Raw genomic sequence first — 18,486 nt, forward strand, 5'->3', positions numbered from 1 at the left:
GCACTAGGCTGGAAAGGCATGAACGGCGATGGCAACGGATGGGCGGCGGGGCCGCGCGGCGGCACCCTGTGGGGCAGGTTCGGGGCGGCGGGCCTGCTGCTGGTGGCGCGCCGGGACCGCTCCGTGCTCATGCAGCACCGCGCCCCGTGGACGCACCACGGCGGCACCTGGGCGCTGCCGGGAGGGGCGCGGGACTCCGGGGAGAGCGCCGCCGAGGCGGCCCTGCGCGAGGCGCGGGAGGAGACGGCGATCGACGCCGCCTCGGTGCGCGTGCTGGGGGAGCGCCGCACGGCGGGCCCCTTTCCCGCCGACCCGACGCGCCCCGAGCTGGCCGGGCAGTGGACTTACACCACGGTGCTCGCGGAGACCGCCACCGGCGAGGCCCTGGACTGCCGCGCCAACGAGGAGTCCCTGGAGCTGCGGTGGGTGGGCGTCGAGGAGGTGGCGTCCCTGCCGCTGCTGCCCGCCTTCGCGCGGTCCTGGCCCTGCCTGCGGCGGGAACTTGTGGCACGCTTAGGTATGTGATTGAAGTCAGGGGATTGACAAAGAAGTACGGTGCCACGCTGGCCGTGGACGACCTCAGCTTCTCCGTGCGCCCGGGGGCGATCACGGGGTTCCTGGGGCCCAACGGCGCGGGCAAGTCCACCACCATGCGCATGATCCTGGGCCTGGATAGGCCCAGCGCGGGCAGCGCCACCATCGACGGCCGCCCCTACGCGGAGTTGGAGCACCCGCTGCGGCAGGTGGGCGCGCTCCTCGACGCCAAGGCGGTGCACCCGAACAGGTCCGCCGCCAGCCACCTGCGCTGGATCGCCGCGGCCAACGCCATCCCCCGCTCCCGCGTGGACGAGGTGCTGGGCGTGGTGGGGCTGAGCAACGTGGCCGGGAAGAAGGCCGGGGGGTTCTCCCTGGGCATGGGGCAGCGCCTGGGCCTGGCCGCCGCGCTGCTGGGCGACCCGCACACGCTCATCCTGGACGAGCCCGTCAATGGCCTCGACCCCGAGGGCATCCGCTGGGTGCGCACCTTCCTGCGCGCCTTTGCCGCCCAGGGCCGCAGCGTGCTGGTCAGCTCGCACCTGCTCTCCGAGATGGCGCTCACCGCCGATCACCTGGTGGTGATCGGACAGGGGAGGCTGATCGCGGACACCCCCACGGCGGACTTCGTGCGCGAGCACGCGGGCTCCTCGGTGCTGGTGCGCGCCGCCCGCCCGGAGGGCCTGGAGGCGCTGGAGGGCGCGCTGCGCGCGGCCCTGCACCCGGTGACGCGCGGCACGGACCCCGAGGGGCGCGCCCGCCTGACGGTGCAACAGGCCGACACCGACGAGGTGGGGCGCATCGCCTTCGCGGCCGGGGTGCAGCTCGCGGAGCTGGCGGAGCAGACGGCCTCGCTGGAGGACGCCTTTATGGACAGCACCGGGGCGGCCGTGCAGTACCGCACCGGCGGAGCGGAGGAGAGGTAACCAATGACTACGCTGATCAACGCCTGCCGCGCGGAGTACCTCAAGCTGCGCACCACCGCCTCGCTGTGGTGGACGAGCGTGTTTTTCCTCCTCGCAGCCCTGGCGGCCCCCCTGCTGATGGGGATCGTCACCCGCAACCTGGACGAGGGCTTGACCGGGATGGTCACCCCGGCCTCGGTGCTGGGCGGGCTCGTTGGGGTGGCTCCCGTGCTGGTGATCGTGCAGGCCACCATGACGGTGACCACGGAGTACCGCTACGGGCTACAGGCCACCACGCTGCTGGCCACCCCGCGCAGGCTCGCGGTGGCGGTGGCCAAGCTGCTGGTGTACGCCGCGCACGCCGTGGCGCTCACGCTCGTGGCCATGACCCTGGCCTACCTGATCGCGGGGGCGCTTCTCCCGGGGTTCTCCCCCGTGGAGTTCTTTGGCGATCCCGAGGCCCAGTGGATGTATTGGACGCTGCCGCTGGGGATCGCGCTGCTGGTGGCCCTGGCCCAGGGCGTGGCCATGCTGGTGCGCAACACCGCGGGAACTGTGGTGGCGCTGCTGGCCTGGGTCTGGGTGGTGGAGTCCGCGATCTCCTTCGCGCCCCGAATAGGGGCTGCGGTGCAGGAGTACCTCCCCAGCCAGCACTTCTATGCCTTTGTGACGCAGGAGGCCGTGTCCGGCTGGGGCGGGCCCCTGGCCTCCGGGGCCTACTTTGCGCTGTGGGCCGTGGCGATCTGGGGGTTGGGGTCCCTGGCTTTCTCCCGGCGGGATGCGTAGGGGTGCGCGGCGGTCCTGCGGCGCCCGAGGAACCGGCTAAGGGGCCCGCGCCTGCGACCTAAAGCGCCACCACGAGCGCCAGGATGAGGGCCGGGAGCCCCAGGTAGGCCGCGGTGAGGGCGGCGAGCACGCCCAGCGGGCGTCGGCTGGTCGCGGCTGCGCTCAGCGAGGCCAGCCGCAGGAGGCCCCGCTGTGCCCCCGGGATCAGGAGCACGAGCAGCGCGCCGAGCACGTTGAAGATCACGTGCACGAGGGCGGCCTGGAGGGCAAACACGCTCAGGGTGCTATCCGGCAGCGCCCAGAACGCCAGCAGCGCGCCCACCGTGGTGCCCACGTTGGCGCCCAGGATGAGGGCGAGGCCCTCGCGCTGCGTGAGGGTGCGGGTGGCGGCGAAGGGGAGTAGGGAGACGATGGCCACGGTGGAGGACTGGATCACCGCCGTGCCCACCGCCCCGGTGGCGACCCCGGCGGCGGTGGAGCCGCCCACGGTGCGCTCGAGGGCGCTGAGCGTGGTGGCGGCGAAGAGCGAGCGCAGCAGCAGCCGCATGGCGCGCAGTCCGAGGAAGATGAGCAGCGCCCCGATGACGGCGCAGAGGAAGCCCGCCACGGAGGGAGCCATGCGCCCGATGAGCCCCTGGGTGCCGAGGGCCTGGATGAGCGGGTAGAGCGGGCCCGGCATCACGATGTCCCCGGTGGGGGCGTGGTCGCCGGGGTGGAGGGCCAGGCGGGCGATGGACTGGGAGAGGGACTGCAGGGGGTGCAGCGCCAGCTCCAGGGGGAAGACGATGGCCACCATCAGGGCGTTGAACCAGGGGTGCAGGAACGCGGTGGTGAGCGCCTGCCGGAAGGCCTCCGGGTGGCGGACGTAGCTAAACGACGCCACGAGGGCCGTGAGCGTGGTGCCGATGTTGGACCCCAGGATGAGGGGAATGGCCACGGGAACGCCGATGGCGCCGGTGCCCACGGCGGCGACGGTGAGGGCCGTGGTGGTGGAGGAGGATTGCAGGAGCGCGGAGGCCAGGACGCCGATGATGAGGCCGATGAGCGGGGCCGAGGCGGCCTGGAAGATGCGGCCGGTGTACCCGGCGCTCATGCCGTAGATGCCGTCTACCACAAAGTAGATGCCCAGCAGTAGGGCGAGGACGGCGGTGGCCACTCCGGCGCAGCGCAGGAGCTTGCCCGCGGTGGAGAGCAGGACCACGTCGTCGTGCTCCGCGATGACCTTGGGGTTCATGTAGTGCTGGGTGCCGAGGGCGGTGGAGGCGGTGCCAGGGCTGGCGGTCCAGGTTGCCACGGCACCTCCTGCTAAGCACTAGGGGATGGGAGTTTGCCCGATATTTTCCTATCAGTAACCTATCAGTTACCTCGGGCGGCTAGTAATCGCATAAAAACAGCGCCCCGCGTGGTGCGGGGCGCTGTTTTTAAGTCGCGCTGGCTGGTGCTACCAGAATCGCTGCACGGCGTAGGTGCCCTTCTTACTGTCCTCGACCCAGCCCACGCCGATCATGCTGGCTTCGGGGTCCAGCATGTTGGCGCGGTGCCCAGGGGAGTTGTACCACTGGTCGGCGGCCCACTGCGGGGTGCGCTTGCCGTTGCCCCAGGCCACGTTCTCGGCGGCGTGGGTGCTCTCGTCGTGGAAGGTGTGGTCGCCCTTGCCGTCGTCCGCTTTGCGCATCGTCTCGGCCCACTCCTGGGACTCCGCGGTCAGCTCGTCGTCGCAGTTCACCTTGTCGAGCCCGTTGGAGGTGCGGTACTCGTTAGTGGCGTTAACCACATTTGCCACGTGGTAATCGGCGCAGTTGAAGGCGTGGGCGGCCTGTGCGGGGGCGATCATCACGGTGGCGGCGAGCGCTGCGGTGGAGACGGACTTCATGGTGGTGCGCAGGGAGAACATCCTGTGGGCCTTTCGTTTTTTGCTTCGTTGCTTTGCTGAAACCCACATTATGGAGCCGGGGGAGGAAGCGCGACTTTCCCTCCTATGGTATGAGATATTACCTATCGTGATAATAGGTCAAAATTATCTAAAAAGGTCCAGCTTGGCGGATGTCGGAGGTGCGACCTCCCCGGAAAATGCCAGTACATGTCTCATGTGGTAAACATCGTACGTCCGGCGACCGCGCTAAAGGGCGGAGATCGGTCAACCGACGTCGGTACGAAGGTATATTTATGTGATCCTGCACACTTTTTAAGGTGCGTGAAAATGCTATACCTTTTTTGGCGGCCCGGACCCCTTTTTCCATCGTGACCAGGGATTTATTGGTTGGATGTCTGATGTTCTATGTCTGAACCTATTGTCTGACGTTAATACTGGCTGGTGGAATGGCAGATCGGATGTCGGCTGAGGGTGTGCGGCGGCCCGGCTGGCGGATTTTTTACTGCAGCGCGGAGGTTAGCCGCATGACGTTATCCACGTAGCGGCGCACAAAGCCGCGCTGGTTCCACCTGCGCAGGGTCAGCTCGGTGGACACCGATTGGTAGGCCGCCGTGAGCTCGTTGAGCTGTGAGATGAGGTTGCCACGCACCACCATGAGGGAGACCTCGTAGTTGAGGCCAAAGCTGCGCATGTCCATGTTGGAGGAGCCCAGCACCGCGATGGGGTCGCCGTCCGGGGCGTCCGGATCGGCCAGGAGGTACTTGGTGTGCAAAACGTAAGGGGCGGGGAACTGGTAGATGTGCACCCCGGCCTCCAGGAGCGCCTGGTAGTAGCTGGACTGGGCGTGGTGCACCATGAATTGATCGGCCTCCTCGGAGACCAGCAGCTCCACCCGCACTCCCCGGTAGCAGGCGGTGGTCACGGCGGAGAGCAGGGACTCGTCCGGGATGAAGTAGGGGCTGCACAGGATCAGCCGCTCCTTGGCGTGGTGCACGATGGAGGTGAACATCCGCAGGTTCGGCTCGGTGGTGTACCCGGGGCCGGAGGGGAGCACCTGGGCCACGTTGGTGGCCGAGGAGGAGAGCGCGGACGGGGTGGCCGGGTGCGGGGCGCTGCTGAGCTGAAGGTCCTCCCTGGACTCCAGGTACCAGTCCACGGCAAAGATCATCTCCAGCGAATCCACGATGGGCCCCTCAAGCTCCACCATGACGTCGATCCACTGCAGGTTCTTCCTTCTGTTCTTGCGCATCAGGTAGGAGCGCGCGATGGCGTTCTGGGAGCCCATGAACCCCACCGTGCCGTCCACCACCACGATCTTGCGGTGGTTGCGCAGGTCGGGGCGTCGGAACCTGCCGCGCCAGGGCTGCAGGGGGAGCATGAGCTGCCACTCCACCCCGATGGCGTCGAGCCTGCGCCCGAGCCTCCGGTAACCGGGGTACTTGTGGCTGCCCACGTGGTCAAAGAGCAGGCGCACCTGCACCCCGCGCGCCACGGCGCGCTCCAGGGCACGGAAGAACACGTCCGTGGTCTCGTCCCACGCCATGATGTAGATCTCCACGTGGACGTGGTCCCGCGCGGCGTCGATGGCCTGCGCCATGCGGCGCAGCGTGTCCTCGTAGTCCGCGTGGAGCCCCGCGTTGATGGCGGGCACGGCGGGGAAGTTGGTGAGTGTGCGGTTGAGCCGCACCAGCGAGGTGATCTCGGGGGAGAGCGTCACGCCGGGGGGATAGTCCGGGGCCTGCTCCTGGATGTCCTCGATCATCGCGTTGGCCTCCTGCTGGATGCGGTGGCGCCTGCGGTTGATGTAGGGGCTGCCCATCAGCAGGAACAGGGGCAGGCCCACCACGGGCAGGAGCAGGATCACCAGGAGCCAGGCGGTGGACGAGCTGGGGCGGCGCCCCTCGGGCACGTAGCCGATGGCGATGATCTTGATGGTGTAGTCCACCACCAGGCCGATCATCTGCCAGGTGTCCAGGTTGATGTTGAAGGAGAACACGCTCGGCACCGCAGGTTTCCTCAGCGCACGCTGTCAAAGTCCGGGCCCAGGCGGTAATCCACCACCACGGGGGCGTGGTCCGAGGCGCCCTTGCCGGAGCGCTCCTCCACGTCCACGAATCCCGAGGCGGCGCAGTCCGCCAGCGCGCCGCTGGCGAGCTGGAAGTCGATCCTCATGCCCTCGTTCTTGCCAAAGCGCCCGGCGGTGTAGTCCCAGTAGGTGTAGCGGGTCTGCTCCGTGAACTGCCGCGTGACCTCGCGCAGCCCGGCCTCCTCGAGGGCCTGGAAGGCGGCGCGCTCCGGCTCGGTGACGTGGGTGCGGCCCTCGAAGAAGCCGACGTCCCACACGTCCTCGTCGCGCGGGGCGATGTTGAAGTCCCCCATGAGCAGCAGCCGGGCCCCGGGGTCCGCCGCGAGGTGCTCGGCCACCTGGTCGCGCAGCGTCCACAGCCAGCGCAGCTTGTAGTCGTAGTGGCGGTCCGCGATCTCGCGGCCGTTGGGCACGTACAGGCTCCACACCCGAACCCCGCCGCAGGTGGCCCCCACGGCGCGGGCCTCGCGGGCCTGCTCGGCGGCGGGGTCCTTGGCAAAGCCGGGCTGGTGGGAAAAGTGGGTGCGCACGTCCTTTAGCCCCACGCGGGAGAGGAGGGCCACCCCGTTCCACTGGTGGTAGCCCACGTGCGCTACCTGGTAGCCCATCTCCTCGAAGCGGGCGTAGGGGAACTTCTCGTCGGAGCACTTGGTCTCCTGCACGGCCAGCACATCGACCTCGTGGCGGCGCAGAAAGTCCGCCATTCTGTCCGCGCGCGTGCGCGCCGAGTTCACGTTCCAGGTGGCTATGCGCATGGCTACGAGGATAGCCGGTGGTGGGCGTAGCGGTGGCGATGGTGCTCCACGAAGCCCTGCGAGCCGTACAGCCTCACCCCGGCCTCGTTGGAATCGAGCACCTGGAGGTAGGCCGCCTGCGCGCCGTGCTCGGCGCCCCAGGCGAGCATCTCCACGCCCAGCCAGGAGGCCAGGCCGCGGCGTCGATACGCGGGGGCGACCTCCACGGCGGAGTATCCCAGCCACCGGCGCCCGTCCTGGGACTCGGTGATGGTGCCCCTGGTCACCGCCACCGTCTCGCCCGTGGTAGCAAGGACGCGGCCAAATCCGAGCGTGCCGTGGATCTCCGAGCGCAGCAGCCGCAGCGCCCGCTCGGGCAGGGGCGTGCCGCGAAAGTGATACATGGCCAGCCAGGCGGGGTCCGGCTGCGCGTCCACCCGGAAGCGGAAGCCCGGCACCCCGGCGGGGGCGGGCTCCTGCGGGGAAGGCTTATCGATGCCCTTGGTCATCACCAGGATCTCCGGGCCGTACTCCCACTGCGGGCCCGCGCACAGGGCCTCCGCCGGGCGGCCGATGCGCTCCGGGACGTGCAGGATCGTCGGCAGGCCGTGCTCCGCGTAGAACGCCCGGATCTCCTCGAGGGGCACGGCGCCCAGGCTCGCGGCGGGGCCCAGGGGCGTGGCGGAGTTGGAGCGCTCCGTGATGCCGTCCCCGGCGCGCAGCAGCCACTGGCCGTCCTCGCTCCACCTGTGCTCGATGCCGGGGAAGGCCTCGGCGGTGGCCTGCTCGATGGCGCGGATCTCGGAGTTGAGCACGCGCCGGGGCGAGAGCCTGCGCACCACCTTGACCTGCTCGGCGGGGATGGTCACCGCCGGGGCGCGGGAGGGCAGCCCGCCCACCTTCTGCGGGCGCACGGTGAGGGGATCGAGGCTGAGGACGTGCCCCACGACGTCGCTGAGGTGCCCCGGGGTGTCCGGGAGCGCGCGGCGCACCACCACCCGGTCGCCCACCGCGACGGGCTGGTTGCGGAACCACCTGCTCATGGCGCGCGGCGGCGGTTACTCGGCCTCGGGGGCGTCGTCGTGCCCGAAGGGGTCGGGGTCCACGCCCGGCATCCAGGTGTTGCCCGCGCGGTTCCACTCGTGGGCCTTGATGGCCTTCTTGGCCTGGCGCTTGTAGCGGCCGATCAGGGTATCGGTGTACACGTAGCCGTCCAGGTGCCCCACCTCGTGCTGCAGGCAGCGGGCGAGGAAGCCCGTCCCCTCCACCTCGATGGGGTTGCCGTCGAGGTCCACGCCGGTGACCTTGGCCCAGTGGGCGCGCCCGGTGGGGAAGCCCTCGCCGGGCACGGAGAGGCAGCCCTCGTCGTCGCTGCCGTCGTCGGCGGGCATGGTCGTGGGGATCTCGGAGGTCTCCAGCTCCGGGTTGATCACGTACCCGCGGTGCCAGTGGCCCTCGTCGTCCGGGCAGTTGTACACGAAGAGGCGCAGGGACAGGCCGATCTGGTTGGCGGCCAGCCCCACCCCGTGCGCCACCTCCATCGTCTCGAACATGTCCTCGATGAGGGCTTCGTGGTCGCGGTAGGGGGCGCTCACGGGCTGCGTGGGGTTATGCAGTACCGGATCGCCGTAGATCACAATGGGGCGCACAGTCATGAAATACAGTGTAGGCATGGCCCTGAGTGACTTCGACGCGCGCCTGCTGGACTTTGCCGAGCGGGCCCCGCGCGCCCTCGGCGCTCGGGAGGAGGCGATCCGGGCGGAGCTGGGGATCAGCCCGGTGCGCTACTACCAGCGCCTCAACCTGCTTATCGACGCCCCCGAGGCGATGGCCGCGCACCCGGCGCTGGTGCGGCGGCTGGGGGTGCTGCGGGAGCGCCACGGGAAAATGTAATTTTTGATATGTAGAGTGGCTAGTGTGTCTGATGTGAATAAAGATCAAGATGGTTACGACGAGTACGGCAACTACGAGGGGTACGAGGATGCCTACCCGGAGGAGGCCTACGCGGCCGGCGCCGCCGGGGAGGCGGAGCCGGTAGACGGCCCCGAGGAATCCGGGGACGGCAACGGAATACCCCTCCGGGGCTTAGCGATGGTGCTGGTTGCCGTGGCGATCCTCCTGGCGATCTGGGGAATCTGGTCCCTGGTGGGCGGCGGCGATGACGCCGACAAGGAGGGCGACGCCGCCGCGTCTACCCAGGCGAGCGCCCCCGCCACCCAGGCGAGCGCGCCGAACTCCCAGCTCGGCCAGCAGGGCCAGCCGGGGCAGCAGCCCGCCGTGACGGGCGCGCCCCAGCAGGTGCCCTCCGAGCAGAACCCCGCCGCCGGTGCCCCCGAGGCCAACCGCCCCGCCGCCTCGAGCGGCGCCGCCGAGGCCCAGGACCCGAACGCGGCCCCGGCCGCCCAGGGCGATCCCCGCGCCGGGCAGGCGCGCGGCGAGGAGGGAGCCAACGCGGAGCGCGGCACCGAGGCCAACGAGGCCAACAACGCCGCGCCGGGCGCCCAGGCCCCCGCCGGGCGCGTGAACGTGCTCAATAACTCCACCGTGCAGGACCTCGCGGCCAACACCTCCCGCCAGCTCGAGGGGCAGGGCAACCAGATCGGCGAGGTGGGCAACCTCCCGGAGGAGCAGTACAAGGTCAACGAGACCACCGTGTTCTACCAGCCCGGCAGCGAGGAGCGCGCGCGCAAGCTGGCCGAGCAGCTCGGCGGCGTGGCCCGCCCCTACGATCCCAACCTCCCCGCCACCACGGCCGGGCAGGGTGACCTCACCGTGGTGTTGGCTGGGGCTGTGGCGGCTCCCACCCGGTAGGATGCTTTCAGGCCCACCTCCCCAACCCTGAAACGGAGGCAAGCAGACGCTATGCCTGAGATCACCTTCGCACGCTCGCCGCGCCCCACGCTGGGGGTGGAATGGGAGGCGGCGCTCATCGACCCCGCCACCTACGACCTCGCGCACAAGGCCGCCGAGGTCATCGAGATCGTGGAGCGCGAGCACCCCGAGGTACACCTGGAGCGGGAGTTCCTTCAGAACACCGTGGAGCTGGTCACCGGCATATGCGACGACGTCCCCCAGGCGGTGCGGGAGCTGCGCCACGGCCTCGACGCCGTGCGCGCGGCGGCCTCCCGGCTGGGCCTGCGGGTGTGGTCCTCCGGCTCCCACCCCTTCTCCGACTTCCGGGAGAACCCGGTCTCCGTCAAGGGCACCTACAGCGAGATCATCGAGCGCACGCAGTACTGGGGCTCCCAGATGCTCATCTGGGGCATCCACGTTCACGTGGGCATCAGCCACGAGGACCGGGTGTGGCCCATCATCAACGCGATCATGACCAAGTACCCGCACCTGCTGGCGCTCACCGCCTCCTCCCCGGGGTGGGACGGGGTGGACACCGGCTACGCCTCCAACCGCACCATGCTCTACCAGCAGCTCCCCACCGCCGGGATGCCGTACCAGTTCGGCTCCTGGAAGCAGTGGGAGGACTACATGCGGGACCAGGGCATCTCCGGCGTGATCAACCACACCGGGTCCATGCACTTCGACGTCCGCCCCGCCCCCAAGTGGGGCACCATAGAGGTGCGCATCTCCGACGCCACCTCCAACCTCCAGGAGCTCTCCGCCGTGGTGGCGCTCACGCACTGCCTGGTGGTGCACTACGACCGCATGTACGACCTCGGGGAGGAGCTGCCCACCCTGCAGCCGTGGCACGTGGCCGAGAACAAGTGGCGGGCCGCCCGCTACGGGCTCGAGGCCCTGGTGATTACCTCCCGGGACACCGAGGAGGCGTGGGTGCGCGACGACCTGCGCGCCCTGGTGGAACTGCTCATGCCGCTGGCCGAGGAGCTGGGCTGCGCGGCGGAACTGGCCCTGGTGGAGGGCATCCTCGAACGCGGGGCGGGGTACGCGCGTCAGCGGGCCCTCTACCGGGAGCACGGCTCCTGGGTGCCCGCCGTTAAGGCGGCCTGCGACGAGCTGGACGCGGGGCTATCCCCTCGGTAGCAGGTAGGCGCGCTTGCGGCTCGTGGGCGGGGCGGCTCCTGCTGTTTTTCTATCCCGCGCGAGTATGCGATCCACTGTGCTCACTGAACTCTCAGTGAGCACAGTGAGCCTCTCACTCTAGAAACTGAGCCCCTCAGTGAAGAAACTGAGGGGCTCAGTGTGCACCACTGAGGCCTCGGTGAGCGGCCTCAGTGAGCGACCTCGGCGGGTGCCTAGCGCCGCTTGTTGAGGGAGCGGTCCGCCGGGGCGTCGTTGCGCGCCATCTTCTCCTTGGGCGCGTACAGGCCCTCGCGGCGCGCCACGCGCCCGATGCGCTGCGCGGTGACGGGAGAGGTGAGGAAGGAAAACACGATGAGCAGCAGGAGCACCCCCATGTCCCCGCGCTCGCCGGGGCTGAGGTTCTCGCTGCCCGCCACGCGGATGATCGCGCCGAGGATGGTGAGCACCAGCCCGGCGGTCTGCGGCTTGGCCACGGCGTGGATGCGGGACATGGTATCGCCAAAGCGCACCAGGCCCACGGAGCCGGCGAAGGAGAGCGCGGCACCCACCAGCACGAGGGCGAGGGAGACGGCGTCGGTGATGAGCTGAATGTTCATGGGCTAGGAACCATCCCTCTTGCGGAATCGGGCCACGGACACCGAGGAGATAAACCCCAGGAGCGCGATCACCAGCATGGCGTTGGAGACCGTGGTGTCGAGCGTCCAGCAGATGTACACGGCCAGCGCGCACTGCATCATGGCCACCAGGCCGTCGAGGCCCACCACCCGGTCCAGGGAGTTGGGCCCGGCGAGGATGCGCCAGCTCGTGAGGAGGAAGGAGGCGAAGAAGAGCACCTCCGCCACGGTGAGCACGGCATGATAAATAGCGGGATCCATGAGTTATCTCCCCTCGAAGATGTCGATCATGCTTTGTTCCAGCTCGCGGATCTTGTCCAGCTCGCGCGCGATGGCCTCCGGGGTGGGGGCGTTGACCAGGTGCACGGTCCACATGCGGTTGGCGATGTCGATGTCCGTGATGGAGCCGCCCGGCTGGAGGTTGTACAGCCCGGTGGCCAGGGTGAGGATCAGCTCGCTGTTGACCCGCATGGGAGCCTGCACGATGGCGGTGGTGGGCAGGGGGCGGGGGCTCAGCGCCAGGGCCGCGACCTTGAAGCTGGAGGTGAAAAGCTCCCCGAGCCAGCGCCACAGGAAGGCGGCCAGCACCCTCCACTCCACGGTGAGGTGCGCGATGGGCAGCCGGGGCAGCGGGAGGATAAAGACCACGCCGAGGCCCACCAGGAGCCCGGCGATGACGTTGGCCCACGTCACCTCGCCCATGAGCCCGCACCACAGGAGGGTGGTCCACCCGATGGTGAGGGGGCGGATCCTGTTTCTTGCACCCTGGTACATCTAGCGCTCCTCCTCGGGGGTCTCGGTGGTGGCCGCGGCCGGGGGCGCTTCCTCGCCGGTGGCCCGGGCGGCGGAGGAGGCGGTGCGGCTCTCGTAGCTGTCGCGCCCCTCGTCCAGGCGCACGGAGGGGTCGAGCGTGCGCGCCGGGGTGCGCTGCTCGGGGTCGGCGCTGCCGAGCACCGCCGTGCGGTACACGCTCACGTCGGAGGCGGACTCCGCGGCGCGCTGCGCCACGCCCACCAGCGGCCCGGCAAAGACGGTCAGCCCGAGCGAGGCGATCACGAGCAGGGCGGTGGAGCCGACCATGCCGGAGGGGATGCGGCCCACGTCGTCGCGCTCGGTCATCTCCACCTCGTCGGTGACGTCCACCAGGGGAGCGGGGCGGGCCATCGCCAGGTGCCCCTCGGGGGCGTCCTTGCGGTCGCGCCAGAAGCCCTTGGACCACACCATCACCATCACGTAGAGGGTGAGCAGCGAGGTGGCCACCGCGCCGCCGATGAGCAGCCAGGCCATGAGGTCGCCGCGCTCCGCGCCCGCCTGCATGAGCATGATCTTGCCGATGAACCCGGAGAACGGCGGGATGCCGCCCAGGTTGATCGCGGGGATGAAGTACAGCACGGCGATCAGGGGGGTGGCGTAGAGCAGGGAGCCCAGGCGGCGCAGCGAGGAGGTGCCCGCCTGGCGCTCGATGAGGCCCACCACGAGGAAGAGCGCCGTCTGCACCAGGATGTGGTGCACGGCGTAGAAGATCGCCCCGGAGAGCCCGTGGGCGGTGCCCAGCGCCAGGCCGAAGATCATGTAGCCGATGTGGCTGACCAGGGTGAAGGAGAGCAGACGCTTGATGTCGCTCTGCGCCATGGCTCCCAGGATTCCCACGAGCATGGTGGCCAGGGCCACCCACAGGAGCATGGTGTTGAGCGAGCCGTCGGTGAAGATCACCGTCTGCGCCCTGATGATGGAGTACACGCCCACCTTGGTGAGCAGGCCCGCGAACACGGCGGTGACCAGGGACGGGGCGGTGGGGTAGGAATCCGGCAGCCAGGCGTCGAGCGGGAACACGGCCGCCTTGATGCCGAAGGCCACGAGCAGCACGGCGAAGATGGCGGCGCGCGTGCCCGAGGGCACGTCCTCCATGCGCATACCGATCTGGGCCATGTTCAGCGTCCCCACGGCGGCGTAGACCATCGCCAGGCCGAAGAGGAAGATCATGGAGGAGATCATGGAGACCATCACGTAGCCCACGCCCGCGCGCACCCGGGACACCGAGCCGCCGAGGGTGAGCAGCACGTACGACGCCACGAGGAACACCTCGAAGCCCACGTACAGGTTGAACAGGTCCCCGGCGAGGAAGGAGATGTTGACGCCCATGGAGAGCAGCAGGTAGGTGGGCACAAAGACGGCCACCGGGTCGTCCTCCCCGCCGTCGCGCACGCCCTGCGCGATGGCGTACCACATCACCGCGAAGAGCACGAGGCCGGAGACGCTGAGCATGAGGGTGGAGAGGCGATCGGCCACCAGGGTGACCCCCACGGGGGAGTCCCAGCCGCCGATCTGGAGGGTCTGGCTGCCCTCCTGGTCCACCACGATCAGCATGAGAGCGGAGACCGTGATGGTGCCCAGCAGGGAGAAGAACGCCACGAGGCGCTGCATGCCCATGAACCGGGCGAGCACCAGGGTCAGCGCCGCCGCCACCGCGGGGGTGAGGATGGGCACCGGGATCAGGTAGGGCATGTAGGGGGCCAGGAGGGAGGGCAGATCAGTCATCGTCGCCCCCCTTGACCGGGGACTCGAAGGACCGGGGCCCGAAGCTATCGCCCTCGGAGGTCATGCGGCCCGTGGCGGGGTCGTCCGAGGCGTCGTGATCCGGGGCGGCCGAGGCCACGGTGGGCCGCGCCACGATGGCGGCATCCTCGGTGTCGTCCTCGATGACGTCGGCGGCGCGGTAGCGGTACTGACGGTAGGTGAGGGTGAGGATGAAGGCCACCATCGCCATGGAGATCACGATGGCCGTGAGGATCATGGCCTGGGCCAGGGGGTCGGCGATCTGATCGCCGTACTGCTCCGATTCCCGGCCCACGATCGGCGGGGACCCGGCCGGGCCCCCGGATTGCAGGATGAGCAGGTTGGCACCGTTGCCGATGAGCATGAGCCCGAGCATCATCTTGGTCATGGCCCTGTCCAGAACCAGGTACACCCCGGCGGAGATGAGCGTTCCCGCGGCGATGAGCAGGACGAGGTTGGCGACCATTCTTAGCGGTTCTCCTTTCCGGGTCCGGTGGCGGAGGCAGAGGTGGTGGGCGTCGCGGTGGCGCTCGCGCGTCGGCGCTGCGCCTCCCGGGCCATGGAGCGGGCCCGATCGCGGGCGCGCTGGCGGCGGGCGGCCTCGTCCTGGTCGATCTGGCCGCCCAGCGAGGTGAGGATGTGCATGATGAGTCCGATCACGATGAGGTACACGCCGGCGTCGAAGAGCAGCGCGGAGGGCAGGTGCGTCTCCCCGACCAGTGGCAGGGTGAGGTCCCAGACCTCGGTGGTCAGCGGCGGGCGGCCTAAGAACATGGGCCAGATCGCGGCCAGCGCGGAGAGCAGCAGGCCGGAGCCCAGGAGGCGCCCGGCGTCGATGGGCAGCGCCTCCTCCAGCTCCTCGCGCCCGCCCGCCAGGTAGCGCAGGCTCAGCGCCAGGGCGGCCACCAGGCCCCCGGCGAAGCCGCCGCCGGGGGCGTTGTGCCCGGCAAAGAAGAAGTACATGGAGAGCACGATCATGGAGGGGAAGGAGATGCGGGTAATCACGTCCACCATCAGCGAGCGGTTCTGGGCCTTCTCCGAGTCGATCCCCGCGGCCAGCCAGCGCCGCCCCACGGTGCTTAAGGTGGGGCGCCGCGAGGCCCGGGAGAAGGATCGGGTGCCGTAGATCAGCGACGCCACGCCGGTGGCGGCGATGACCAGCACGGAGATCTCTCCGAGGGTGTCCCAGGCGCGGATGTCCACCAGCAGCACGTTCACGGCGTTGGCGCCGTGGCCGATCTCGTAGGCGAGGTCGGGGATGTACCGGGAGATGGACTCCGCCTGGCGCGCGTTGAGTGCAAAGAGTGCCACCACGGTCACCGAGAGCCCCACCGCGATGGACAGCCACGCCCGGTTCCGGTTGCCCTTGGGGGTTCCGCGCCACTCCGTGGTGGCGGGCAGCTTGCGCAGCACCAGCATGAAGATCACCATGACGATGGTCTCCACCAGCACCTGCGTGAGCGCCAGGTCCGGCGCGCCGTGCAGGGCAAAGATCATGGCCAGGCTGTACCCCGTGACGCCCACCATGATGACCCCGGAGAGCCGGTTGTGGGTGCGGGTGGCGCCGATGGCCATGACCACGATGATGGTGGCCAGCACCGCCTGCCAGGGGCTGCGCCAGACCTCCATGCGCACGTCGTTGCGCGCCCCCGCGATGAGGGCGGCCAGGGGCAGCAGGGTGAGCACGGCGAAGATGATGCCGATGTTGACCATCAGGGAGCCCCGCTGGGTGGAGGCCGTGAGGCGCAGGGAGGCCTTGCGCAGGAACATCAGGGTGGCGTCGTAGGCGTCGTCCGCGCTGCCCAGCGCGGGCTCCTCCAGGTGCAGGTAGCGCAGCAGGTGGCGCTGCCAGAACACGAGGGCGCCCGCGCCCACGATCACGGCGGAGAGCAGCAGCGGGACGCCGAATCCGTGCCAGAGCGTGAGGTGCGCGGCCTCCTGCCCCGGGGGCAGGGGGAAGGCGCCGTCCAGGTAGGAATCCAGGATGCCGCCGAGCAGCGGGGGGTGGATACCCAGGGCGAGGGTCGTGGCTATGAGGACCGTGGGCGCGGCGTAGAGCGTGGGGCCGATGGAGTGCATGGACGCCACCGCCGGGGAGGTGCCGCCGCCGGTGGGGTGGTCCGTCGGCTTGGTGGCAAAGGCCCCGTAGAGGAAGAAGCAGCTATACGTCATGGTGAGCACGGAGCCCAGCACCATGCCCACCAGCATCAGCCGCCCGGGCATCCCCACGAGCAGCTCCTCGTGCAGGATCGCCTCCAGGGCGGCCTCCTTGGCTACGAAGCCGAACAGCGGCGGGATGCCGGCCATGGACGCCGCGGCCAGGGCCGCCAGGGCAAAGACGTAGGGCTGCGCGCGCCACAGCCCGGAGAGCTCCTGGGTGTTGCGGGTGCCCGTGGCGTGGTCGATGGCGCCCACCACCATGAAGAGGGTGGCCTTGAACAGGGAGTGCGCGCAGGTGAGCGCCAGGCCCGCCAGCATGGCCTCCCGGGAGCCCACGGAGATGACCGCCATGATGAACCCGAGCTGGGACACCGTGCCGTAGGCCAGGATCAGCTTGAGGTCCTTTTGCCGCAGCGCCATCCAGCCGGACATCAGCATGGTGAAGATGCCCACCGGGACGATGACCAGGTGCCAGGTCTGCACGGCGTGCAGGTCCGGGGCCAGCCGGGCCACCAGGTAGATGCCCGCCTTGACCATCGCGGCGGAGTGCAGGTAGGCGGAGACCGGGGTGGGGGCGGCCATCGCCCCGGGCAGCCAGAAGTGGGCGGGGGCGATGGCGGACTTGGACAGCGCGCCCGCCAGGATGAGGATGATGGCGGCGGTGATGTGGGGGACGGCGGTGGGGTCGATCGATCCCAGGTCCGAGAAGTACCACACGCCCGAGGACTGCCCCAGGAGGATGAATCCCACGAGCATGGCCAGGCCGCCCAGGGTGGTTATCATCAGCGCCTGTCCGGCGGCGCGGCGCGAGGAGGCGCGCTCCCCGTAGTAGCCCACCAGCAGGAAGGAGAGCACCGAGGTGATCTCCCAGAAGATGTACATGAGCAGGAAACTATCCGAGGCCACGAGGCCGAACATGGCCATGGAGAAGGCCACCATGTGCCCGCCGAAGAGGGAAAGGCGGCGCGGGTTGGAGTCAAAGTATCCCCAGCAGTAGAGCAGGACGAGCGCGCCCACCCCGAGGATGATGAGGCTGAATATTCCGGCCAGGCCGTCCAGGCGGAACACGATGTTCATGTTCAGCGAGGACAGCCAGCCGGTGTGGGAGACGAGGGCCTCCCCCCGGCCGAGCGGGCCGTGAAGGAACTGCCCCAGCACCCAGGCAAAGCCGGCCAGGGGAACGAGGGCGAGGAGGCCGAAGGCGGGGCGGCCGAGGGAGCGTAGGAGCAGCGGCGCGAGGACGGCCGCCAGGGTGAGGGCGCCCAGTAGGACTAACACGTGGTGGTCGCTCTCCTTTGTGCTTGAGGCGGGCAAGGGCAAAGGTGGGCACCCCGTCATCTGCCGGTTGCCGGACTACGAGCAGCCCGCAACAAAAGATATGGTCCTATCCCCTCATAGGCGTCGGTCGAAGGAACCTGCCGGATGAAGCCCGGATGAAGCGCGGTGCCGCGCCGGCGGGGCGGAGGCCCCTCATGGCGGCGGCATCTATGGGTGCGGCCAACAAAGCAGAGTCTACCTATTAATCTCCCCGGGCGGTAGCGGCCCGGGGCCGTGCGACACCGCCCCGGCTGCGGCCGCTTCTAGCCGTGCAGCCGCTGCGCGGCGCAGCTCAGCGCCTGCGCCACGGAGGCGTCCGGGGTGCTGCCCAGCCCCATCGCCCACGCGGTGCGCGGGCCGTGGTGGGCGAGCAGGAAGGTGGCGGTGGCCTGGAAGAGGGAGTGCTGGTGGAAGCGGAGGATCTCCACGGGGCGGCCCTCCTCCGCGAGGAACGCGGAGCAGGCGCCCACCGGCCCGGAGGCGATGAGCTCCCGGTGCTCGTGCCGGGGCGGGTGGATCTTGGAATAGCGGATCACGTCCATGCCGTAGCGGGTCTCCCGGTGGTTGAGCCGGTGGGGGCTGATCCCGGCGATGCTGAGCTGCGGCGCGGGGCTGTAGGTGGCCAGGAAGAGGCCCCAACCCATCCCGGCGGCCTCCTCGCGCAATCCGCGCGGCAGGGGGCGCAGCCCGTAGCGGCGCTGGAAGGGGTCGCACGGGGTCAAGGTGTGGGGGAGGGGAGAAAAGGTGTGCATCGGATCGGTCCTGTCCGTGAGGGTGAAAGGGGGCGGACCGACTCTTCAAGGTGCGGGTGGGCTAACGACTACTTCCCCAGGTGCGGGGGTCAGTCCCTATCCCGCACTGGGGTACGTAGCCTTGGCTACTCGCTGAAGAGAAACGCTGATGCGAAGCATGTGGGGCAGCTTAC

General features: G+C 69.4%; 19 protein-coding genes. 6 read left to right on the top strand and 13 right to left on the bottom strand.

All coding sequences use genetic code 11. The annotated features are described in order from the left end of the window. Window positions 1-18 precede the first annotated feature (18 nt). The 3 genes from B140_RS0103245 to B140_RS0103255 are packed head-to-tail and all read left to right on the top strand — an operon-like array spanning window position 19 to window position 2,225. Entirely contained in the window at window positions 19-525 is a 507-nt protein-coding gene (locus B140_RS0103245) for an NUDIX domain-containing protein (protein WP_018117919.1), read from the top strand. Further along, window positions 522-1,460 carry an ABC transporter ATP-binding protein gene (locus B140_RS0103250; RefSeq protein ID WP_026165942.1) on the top strand — a complete coding sequence of 313 codons (939 nt, stop codon included), beginning with the start codon at window positions 522-524 and terminating at the stop codon, window positions 1,458-1,460. The genes B140_RS0103245 and B140_RS0103250 overlap by 4 nt, the downstream gene beginning before the upstream one ends. A gap of 3 nt (window positions 1,461-1,463) precedes the next feature. Then, on the top strand, window positions 1,464-2,225 hold the full coding sequence (locus B140_RS0103255; protein WP_018117921.1) for an ABC transporter permease: 762 nt from the start codon (window positions 1,464-1,466) through the stop codon (window positions 2,223-2,225). Window positions 2,226-2,283: 58 nt separating this feature from the next. Here B140_RS0103255 and B140_RS0103260 read toward each other — a convergent pair whose 3' ends face one another. From B140_RS0103260 to B140_RS0103285, 6 genes are all read right to left on the bottom strand, one after another. Next, window positions 2,284-3,519, bottom strand: coding sequence for a Na/Pi symporter (locus tag B140_RS0103260; RefSeq protein ID WP_018117922.1), 1,236 nt, complete (start codon window positions 3,517-3,519; stop codon window positions 2,284-2,286). Window positions 3,520-3,666: 147 nt separating this feature from the next. After that, window positions 3,667-4,119 carry a CAP domain-containing protein gene (locus B140_RS12915; protein ID WP_018117923.1) on the bottom strand — a complete coding sequence of 151 codons (453 nt, stop codon included), beginning with the start codon at window positions 4,117-4,119 and terminating at the stop codon, window positions 3,667-3,669. Window positions 4,120-4,597: 478 nt separating this feature from the next. Continuing rightward, window positions 4,598-6,058 (bottom strand): cardiolipin synthase, encoded by a 1,461-nt coding sequence (gene cls, locus B140_RS0103270; protein WP_040425953.1) that lies wholly within the window; start codon window positions 6,056-6,058, stop codon window positions 4,598-4,600. 56 nt (window positions 6,059-6,114) lie between these two features. Beyond that, on the bottom strand, window positions 6,115-6,939 hold the full coding sequence (locus B140_RS0103275; RefSeq protein ID WP_026165944.1) for an exodeoxyribonuclease III: 825 nt from the start codon (window positions 6,937-6,939) through the stop codon (window positions 6,115-6,117). Between the two features lie 2 nt (window positions 6,940-6,941). Then, the gene (locus tag B140_RS0103280; protein ID WP_018117926.1) at window positions 6,942-7,961 is read right to left on the bottom strand and encodes an N-acetylglutamate synthase, CG3035 family; all 1,020 of its coding nucleotides are present in this window, start codon (window positions 7,959-7,961) and stop codon (window positions 6,942-6,944) included. A gap of 15 nt (window positions 7,962-7,976) precedes the next feature. Next, window positions 7,977-8,573 (bottom strand): peptide deformylase, encoded by a 597-nt coding sequence (locus B140_RS0103285; protein WP_026165945.1) that lies wholly within the window; start codon window positions 8,571-8,573, stop codon window positions 7,977-7,979. Window positions 8,574-8,589: 16 nt separating this feature from the next. On the opposite strand from B140_RS0103285, the gene B140_RS0103290 reads away from it, so the two are divergent. Genes B140_RS0103290 through B140_RS0103300 form a run of 3 tightly spaced genes read left to right on the top strand, consistent with a single transcriptional unit; the run spans window position 8,590 to window position 10,914 of the window. Continuing rightward, on the top strand, window positions 8,590-8,811 hold the full coding sequence (locus B140_RS0103290) for a DUF3263 domain-containing protein (protein WP_018117928.1): 222 nt from the start codon (window positions 8,590-8,592) through the stop codon (window positions 8,809-8,811). 33 nt (window positions 8,812-8,844) lie between these two features. Next, entirely contained in the window at window positions 8,845-9,729 is an 885-nt protein-coding gene (locus B140_RS0103295; RefSeq protein ID WP_018117929.1) for a LytR C-terminal domain-containing protein, read from the top strand. Between the two features lie 51 nt (window positions 9,730-9,780). After that, window positions 9,781-10,914 carry a glutamate--cysteine ligase gene (locus tag B140_RS0103300; RefSeq protein WP_018117930.1) on the top strand — a complete coding sequence of 378 codons (1,134 nt, stop codon included), beginning with the start codon at window positions 9,781-9,783 and terminating at the stop codon, window positions 10,912-10,914. A gap of 212 nt (window positions 10,915-11,126) precedes the next feature. Here B140_RS0103300 and B140_RS0103305 read toward each other — a convergent pair whose 3' ends face one another. The 7 genes from B140_RS0103305 to B140_RS0103335 all read right to left on the bottom strand — a co-directional run bounded on the left by B140_RS0103305 (window position 11,127) and on the right by B140_RS0103335 (window position 18,313). Further along, on the bottom strand, window positions 11,127-11,510 hold the full coding sequence (locus B140_RS0103305; RefSeq protein ID WP_018117931.1) for a monovalent cation/H(+) antiporter subunit G: 384 nt from the start codon (window positions 11,508-11,510) through the stop codon (window positions 11,127-11,129). A gap of 3 nt (window positions 11,511-11,513) precedes the next feature. Continuing rightward, window positions 11,514-11,789 carry a monovalent cation/H+ antiporter complex subunit F gene (locus B140_RS0103310; RefSeq protein ID WP_026165947.1) on the bottom strand — a complete coding sequence of 92 codons (276 nt, stop codon included), beginning with the start codon at window positions 11,787-11,789 and terminating at the stop codon, window positions 11,514-11,516. A 3-nt stretch (window positions 11,790-11,792) separates the two neighbouring features. Further along, window positions 11,793-12,302: a Na+/H+ antiporter subunit E gene (locus B140_RS0103315; RefSeq protein WP_018117933.1), complete on the bottom strand. Its 510-nt coding sequence runs from the start codon at window positions 12,300-12,302 to the stop codon at window positions 11,793-11,795. Next, complete coding sequence (locus B140_RS0103320) at window positions 12,303-14,066, bottom strand: Na+/H+ antiporter subunit D (RefSeq protein ID WP_018117934.1); 1,764 nt, start codon at window positions 14,064-14,066, stop codon at window positions 12,303-12,305. Continuing rightward, window positions 14,059-14,550: a Na(+)/H(+) antiporter subunit C gene (locus B140_RS0103325; protein ID WP_018117935.1), complete on the bottom strand. Its 492-nt coding sequence runs from the start codon at window positions 14,548-14,550 to the stop codon at window positions 14,059-14,061. Before B140_RS0103325 ends, B140_RS0103320 begins: the two co-directional genes overlap by 8 nt. Window positions 14,551-14,552: 2 nt before the next feature. Next, a complete protein-coding gene (locus B140_RS0103330; RefSeq protein ID WP_018117936.1) occupies window positions 14,553-17,522 on the bottom strand; it encodes a Na+/H+ antiporter subunit A in 2,970 nt (989 codons plus the stop codon). 302 nt (window positions 17,523-17,824) lie between these two features. Beyond that, the gene (locus tag B140_RS0103335) at window positions 17,825-18,313 is read right to left on the bottom strand and encodes a Rossmann-fold NAD(P)-binding domain-containing protein (RefSeq protein ID WP_018117937.1); all 489 of its coding nucleotides are present in this window, start codon (window positions 18,311-18,313) and stop codon (window positions 17,825-17,827) included. Between the last annotated feature and the right edge of the window lie 173 nt (window positions 18,314-18,486).

Origin of the sequence: Corynebacterium mastitidis DSM 44356 (assembly GCF_000375365.1) — a bacterium.
Lineage (GTDB): Bacteria > Actinomycetota > Actinomycetes > Mycobacteriales > Mycobacteriaceae > Corynebacterium > Corynebacterium mastitidis.

Bases quoted from the DNA above. Each gene is read 5' to 3' on its own strand.
- B140_RS0103275 (WP_026165944.1), bottom strand. From the start codon at position 6,939: ATGCGCATAGCCACCTGGAACGTGAACTCGGCGCGCACGCGCGCGGAC.
- B140_RS0103255 (WP_018117921.1), top strand. From the start codon at position 1,464: ATGACTACGCTGATCAACGCCTGCCGCGCGGAGTACCTCAAGCTGCGC.
- B140_RS0103300 (WP_018117930.1), top strand. From the start codon at position 9,781: ATGCCTGAGATCACCTTCGCACGCTCGCCGCGCCCCACGCTGGGGGTG.
- B140_RS0103280 (WP_018117926.1), bottom strand. From the start codon at position 7,961: ATGAGCAGGTGGTTCCGCAACCAGCCCGTCGCGGTGGGCGACCGGGTG.
- B140_RS0103320 (WP_018117934.1), bottom strand. From the start codon at position 14,066: ATGACTGATCTGCCCTCCCTCCTGGCCCCCTACATGCCCTACCTGATC.
- B140_RS0103310 (WP_026165947.1), bottom strand. From the start codon at position 11,789: ATGGATCCCGCTATTTATCATGCCGTGCTCACCGTGGCGGAGGTGCTC.
- B140_RS0103325 (WP_018117935.1), bottom strand. From the start codon at position 14,550: ATGGTCGCCAACCTCGTCCTGCTCATCGCCGCGGGAACGCTCATCTCC.
- B140_RS12915 (WP_018117923.1), bottom strand. From the start codon at position 4,119: ATGTTCTCCCTGCGCACCACCATGAAGTCCGTCTCCACCGCAGCGCTC.
- B140_RS0103285 (WP_026165945.1), bottom strand. From the start codon at position 8,573: ATGACTGTGCGCCCCATTGTGATCTACGGCGATCCGGTACTGCATAAC.
- B140_RS0103290 (WP_018117928.1), top strand. From the start codon at position 8,590: ATGGCCCTGAGTGACTTCGACGCGCGCCTGCTGGACTTTGCCGAGCGG.
- B140_RS0103305 (WP_018117931.1), bottom strand. From the start codon at position 11,510: ATGAACATTCAGCTCATCACCGACGCCGTCTCCCTCGCCCTCGTGCTG.
- B140_RS0103335 (WP_018117937.1), bottom strand. From the start codon at position 18,313: ATGCACACCTTTTCTCCCCTCCCCCACACCTTGACCCCGTGCGACCCC.
- cls (WP_040425953.1), bottom strand. From the start codon at position 6,058: ATGATCGGCCTGGTGGTGGACTACACCATCAAGATCATCGCCATCGGC.
- B140_RS0103245 (WP_018117919.1), top strand. From the start codon at position 19: ATGAACGGCGATGGCAACGGATGGGCGGCGGGGCCGCGCGGCGGCACC.
- B140_RS0103315 (WP_018117933.1), bottom strand. From the start codon at position 12,302: ATGTACCAGGGTGCAAGAAACAGGATCCGCCCCCTCACCATCGGGTGG.